Annotated in this window: 1 protein-coding gene; it reads right to left on the bottom strand. The window is 69.5% G+C overall.

Features of this window, described 5'->3' with window-relative positions; all coding sequences use genetic code 11:
- Positions 1-1,245: ISAs1 family transposase (locus ACFHWY_RS28515; RefSeq protein ID WP_416583331.1), on the bottom strand; the 1,245-nt coding region annotated here is incomplete at its 3' end.
- Positions 1,246-1,377 lie beyond the last annotated feature (132 nt).

Here is a 1,377-nt window from a genome sequence, read left to right as displayed (position 1 = left end):
CAGGGTTGCGGTGGGGATGGTGTGGGCGCGGCGGGCGCTGGCGGTATTCACCCAGCCGGTGAGGCGGAACGTGCCGCGGATGATGTCGCGCAGGGCGGCCATGACGGCGGGGGTGTTGTCGGCGCGGACCTGACTGGCGTCCTCGCCGAAAGTCACGTCTCTGATCCAGTGCACGCTGTTCTCGATGGTCCAGTGTTCGCGGGCCCAGACGGCGATCTCCTCGGGTCGGGCCTGGTGGGTGGGGAGGTCGGTGATCGCGTAGATGACCTCGCTGGTCCACCTCTTCGTGCCCAGAGCGCGGCGTCGGCGGCGGATCCGCACGACCTGACGGGCGTGGGGAAACATCACGTCATCGACGGTGACGACCTGAACCTCACGGATCTCGGCGCGGCCGTGGCCGCGACTGCTCTGGCGGTGCAGGATCGGCACCTGTTTCCAGGGCAGGCGCCGCAGCTGCGCGGCGAGGGTGGGCTGGTTGTCCTTGACGGTGAACAGGTAGTGGGCGTGACGCTGCTGCACGAGGTAGACCGCGTGGGCGCGTTGCGCGTGCATCGCGTCGGCGGTGATCACCACGTCGGTCAGGTCGATGTCGCCGATCTGGTCCAGCAGGGGCGCGAACTCGCCGATCTCGTTGGTCTTCGCGGCGATCTGCCGGGCGGCGAGGGTGACCGCGTCGGCGTGACGCACGGCGGACAGGATGAACACGCGGCTGCCGTCGGGGCGTTTCGCGCCGCGTAGACACTTACCGTCCACCGCGATGGCGGCGCGGCGCGGCCGATCGGTGGCGGCGGCGCGGTGGGCGCGACGCTGTTCGCGCTCACCGACACCGTCCGGAGTCACCGCCGCGATCGCAGGGCGGGCCAGCGCGGCCAGGTGCCCGTACCCGACGCCGGTCAGCACGGCCGGATCAACCCGGGCGTAGGCGTCACGCAGGGTCCGCTCGTCCGGAACCCGGTACCGGCCGGTCACCGGGTTGAACGGGCAACCCAACCGGGCCAGTTCCCGCTGCTCACAGCGTCGGACCCACTCCGCGATCGCGGTCAGCGAATTGTGGCCGGCCGCGCTCATCGCGCACACCCCGATCGCCAGCAACGTCGCCAACCGGTACCGCACACCACGAGGATCACGAGGGTCAGCGACCTGCGCCAACCGGTCCAGCAAGCCCGCAGGCGGCGAACCGGCACCGACGGAGGCAGCCGCGGCGTGACCCGCCCCGGCAATGAGCGATGATGACACAGCGAGCACGACACCCTTGGTGAGTCTTGAAGCGTAGACAACTTCATGATCCACAGGTGTCGTGCTCGCTCCTCATCCGGGCACAGCCCCCAGAACAAGATCAGACCAAAAAGGACATTCGCGGACTACTCCGGGGCCCTG

The sequence above is a fragment of the Micromonospora sp. LOL_024 genome, assembly GCF_048060415.1.
Lineage (GTDB): Bacteria > Actinomycetota > Actinomycetes > Mycobacteriales > Micromonosporaceae > Micromonospora.
This window is presented reverse-complemented; position numbering and strand designations above follow the sequence as displayed.